Source organism: Streptomyces viridosporus, from assembly GCF_002078235.1.
In the GTDB taxonomy this organism is placed as follows: Bacteria; Actinomycetota; Actinomycetes; order Streptomycetales; family Streptomycetaceae; genus Streptomyces; species Streptomyces viridosporus.
The window spans coordinates 1-3632 of sequence record NZ_MSGP01000489.1 but is presented as its reverse complement, the minus strand read 5'-3'; the positions used below and the strand labels follow the sequence as shown (position 1 = coordinate 3632).

Genomic DNA, 3632 nt, shown 5'->3' with positions numbered 1-3632 from the left:
ACGGGGCCGGGGCGGCGGGCGTCCCCGGCTCCGTGCACGCCAACTCCTCGTACCGCAGGACGCCGCCCGCCGCCCCGGCCCCGTCCGTCAACGCTCCGGAGTCCCCGGACAGCGGAGTGTCCCCGTCCTCCTCACCGCCCTCGGCCACCACCACGATCAGCCCGGGGCGGGACAGCAGTTCTCGCCGATGCGTCAGCCGGGCCTCATCGGTGATGAGCACGCGCGCACCACAGTCCTCCAGCAGACGGGCCAACTCCGCCCCTGAACTACCGGGATCCAGCGGCACGCCCACCCCGCTCGCCCGGGTGACGGCGAGCAGGCTCTCGACCGCCTCGACACGGTTGCCGAGCAGGATGGCCACCCGTTCGCCCCGCGCCAGGCCGAGCCCCGCCACATGTCCGGCCAGCCGTCCGGTCCTGCATTCCAGGTCCCGGTAGGTCCGCCGTGTACGGCGGTCCTGGAAGGCGACCTTCTCCCCGAGGCGCCGGGCATGTTCCCGGAGCGACTCCGGCAGTGGCCTGATGGTGCCCGTGTCCGTACCCACTCGTTCCGCCCCTCCCGTGGACTCCTACGGAAGATGGTGACGCGGTTCGCCTGGTTCCCCTGCGGCAGTGACGCAGCGCCCCTGCTGATTCCGTGGCGGGGGACCTTGCCCTTGCCGAATACCTCATCCATGCAGGTGGGAGCGGGTTTCGGGGTGCCGGCCGTGGCCGATCGAGTCGCCGCTGTCGCGCGGCGGCGGTGGGCGCGGCATGATGATCGGTCGTGCTGCTGCGACTGGCGTACCCGGGTATGACGAACGCGTTCGCGATGCTGCGGCTGCTGCCAGCGAGCGACCGCGAGAAGGACATCGAGTTCTTGGTCCCGCGCCATCAGATCGCCGTCCTGGAGAGGCAGTTGGACGGGTAGCGAGTCCGGATGCACGCGAGCGACCGGGCTTTCCCGGCGTCGCTGCCTCACGGTCTGCCAAGGGAAGTACTGCGCCGGATGCGGCTGCCGGTGCGGCCGGACACGGTACTGCGCCGGCACCGCGATCTCCTCGCCCGCCGGCGACCTCGACGAGCCGGCCGACGAGCACACCGTCCTCGTTCACGTCCGCAGCGTCAGCGTCGGCGGTCGCCAGATGAGGGAGCCGTACGCGCACTGGCTCGCGAAGCAGGCGGGACTCGCGGTCATCGGCCCCGGGCAGCGGTGCTGAAGCCGGCCGGGTTGGTTGCTCCGGTGAGTTTCGGCGGCCGCCTGTCCCTCGTGCGCCCGCAGCGTCATGAGGCAGCGTGATCGCCGAGGACAACCAGCACACGGGGACAGGCGGCGTACAGCGGCGGAGGCGTGGAGCGCCGCTGACGGGCCGGGATGGATGAGCTTTTCGAGGGAGGCAGGCAGAGTGTTGATGGCGGCCTCGGCAGCTGCGTTATCCCCTGTCCGTCGTCGTGGGTGGGGGCTATGATCCCCCGCAAGGCGGGGTCGTAGCACAGAGGTAGTGCGCCGCGACAGCATCTCGGAGGACGTCGGTTCGAATCCGACCGCCCCGCCCCTTCCAGGACGCCGCCCGCTGGCCCGCATCCGTGGTCGGTGACGAGTAACGCGCCGGTTCGGTGACAACTGCCGTGCTTCGTCACTCTGGAGCCGCAGGTCAGCGGGCGCCGGTAGGGACAACCGCCAGGTGCGGCCGTCGTTTTCGGGTAGCTCTGTGCTAGCCCCGGCTGTGGGAGCAATTCCGGCTCTACCAGGTGAGGAGGCCCCCAGTTCAGGTGAGGGGCACGCGAGCCGTCCGGATCCCGCCGCGCAGCGGGTTGCGGTGCCGGGCCTGTTGTGGCCCAGAGGTGTCGCGGTTCTGCGGGGACCCGGGAAATCATTTGTGCTCGGCCAGAGGCTGTACGCGCCGGCGTTCGGCGAGCACGGCACCCGCCGGTTGCACATCACCGAAAGTCACCGCCCGGCCCACCCGGGAGCGGGCCGGGCAACAGTCGCGAAACCTCGCCGCCGACCCGGGCGTGCGCAGGGAGTCGCTGCGGGTTCTGCCGCGGGACCGCGACGGCAAGGACGGTGCGGCGTTCGACGTGGTCCTCGAGGCAGAGGAGCCGGACGTCATCAGGAGCGCGCCATGGGCTCCCCCGGAGGAACGCCCACGGCGAGAGGATCACCAGCGGCACCCTGCGTGAGGCTCACGCCCGCCGGGTTCTGGCCGCCTACCAGCGGCATTGCCACGCCCACCGACCTCACCAGGCTCGACAGCAACTACCGCCTGACGCCGAGGAACGGCCCGACGCCGCCGTGCACGACCTCAACGCCCGCCGAATGCTGCGGACCCGGATTCTCGGCGGCGTGATCAGCGAGTACCACTACACCGCTTGACCGGCGACGAGGACTTTCCGAGTGGCACAGGGACGCCGAGTCCGCCATCGCCCGGCTCCACGGCCCCCGCTGCCTGTGGACCGGCTGGGAGACCCGGGACGACATGTACGACGCCTTTCCCCGACTCGCCCACCGCATGACTCCCGCCCGCAAGCACCCAGCATCAGGAAGAGGGGTTCCCTTCCGCGAGTGCGCGCAGTCCCGCCGCCGCGAGCAGGGGCACCGCGTCGCCGACCGTTTCGAATCCGTGGCCGACGGTCATGCCGGCCTGGTGGCGGGCGTGGATGCCTTCGGCGATCACGGCGATCTTGAAGTAGCCGAGGCCGAGGTAGAAGGCGAGCCGTTCCAGGTCCCGCCCGGAAGCACGGGCGTACTGCTCGGCGAGGTCACGCGGAGAGGGGAGCCGGTCGCTGGTGGAGGCGGCGGAGCCGCCCAGTACCGGGTCGAACGCGGGGTCCCGGTAGACCAGGGTCATGGCCAGGTCGGCCAGCGGGTCGCCGAGGGTGGCCATCTCCCAGTCGACGAGCGCGCGGACCGTTCCCGGGTCGGCCGGATCCAGGATGGCGTTGTCGATGCGGTAGTCGCCGTGGACGACCGCTGCGCCGCTTTCGGCGGGCACCTCGGCGGCCAGGCGCTGGTGCAGGGTGTCGAGGTCGGGCAGTTCACGGGTGGCCACGCGTGACCACTGGTCACGCCAGCGCCGGACCTGCCGGGTCAGGTAGCCCTCGGGCCGGCCGAAGCCGGTGAGCCCGACCTCCTCGTACGGCACGGCGTGCAACCGGGCGAGCACCTCGACCAGGGCAGTGGCGCAGCGGTCGATGTCCGCCTGCGGAAGGGCGTGCAGGTCCTCGTGGGTGCGCAGCACCGTGCCCGCCACGTGGGAGACGACGCAGAACGGCGCACCGAGTGCACCGGGGTCCTCGCACAGTGCCACCGCCCGGGCGACCGGTACGCCGGTGCCCTGCAGCGCGGCGACGATCCGGTACTCGCGCCCCATGTCGTGCGCGGACGGCGTCAGGACACCGAGCGGGGGGCGGCGCACGACCCAGCGGGAGTGACCGTCGGTGACCAGGTAGGTCAGGTTGGAGCGGCCGCCGTGCAGCAGTTCGGCCCGCAGTGGGCCGGCGGTGTCCGGCACGTGGACCTCGAAGTACCGTTGGAGGGCCGCCAGGTCCAGGCCCTGGGGGCTCGTCGCCTCGGCGGTCACGGCTGCGCTCCCGGGGTCCGGCCGTCCAGGTGGCGCCGGACCACTCGGCGGGCGATCGCCCAGCGGTGGG

General features: G+C 71.9%; 3 protein-coding genes, 1 tRNA gene and 1 pseudogene. 3 read left to right on the top strand and 2 right to left on the bottom strand.

What is annotated here, in order from left to right; translation table 11 throughout:
* Positions 1–544 (bottom strand): AMP-binding protein (locus B7L92_RS30020; RefSeq protein WP_143626397.1); only part of this gene is annotated, 544 nt, incomplete at its 3' end.
* A gap of 221 nt (positions 545–765) precedes the next feature.
* Here B7L92_RS30020 and B7L92_RS42860 point away from each other — a divergent pair.
* From B7L92_RS42860 to B7L92_RS41460, 3 genes and pseudogenes are all read left to right on the top strand, one after another.
* Positions 766–909 carry a hypothetical protein gene (locus tag B7L92_RS42860; RefSeq protein WP_255311206.1) on the top strand — a complete coding sequence of 48 codons (144 nt, stop codon included), beginning with the start codon at positions 766–768 and terminating at the stop codon, positions 907–909.
* 549 nt (positions 910–1458) lie between these two features.
* Positions 1459–1533, top strand: a tRNA-Leu gene (locus B7L92_RS30010).
* An 853-nt stretch (positions 1534–2386) separates the two neighbouring features.
* Positions 2387–2518: pseudogene (locus tag B7L92_RS41460) on the top strand (IS5/IS1182 family transposase); the annotation flags it as partial.
* Here B7L92_RS41460 and B7L92_RS30000 read toward each other — a convergent pair.
* Positions 2519–3562 (bottom strand): phosphotransferase family protein, encoded by a 1044-nt coding sequence (locus tag B7L92_RS30000; RefSeq protein ID WP_081240499.1) that lies wholly within the window; start codon positions 3560–3562, stop codon positions 2519–2521. It abuts the pseudogene before it with no gap.
* Positions 3563–3632: the final 70 nt, after the last annotated feature.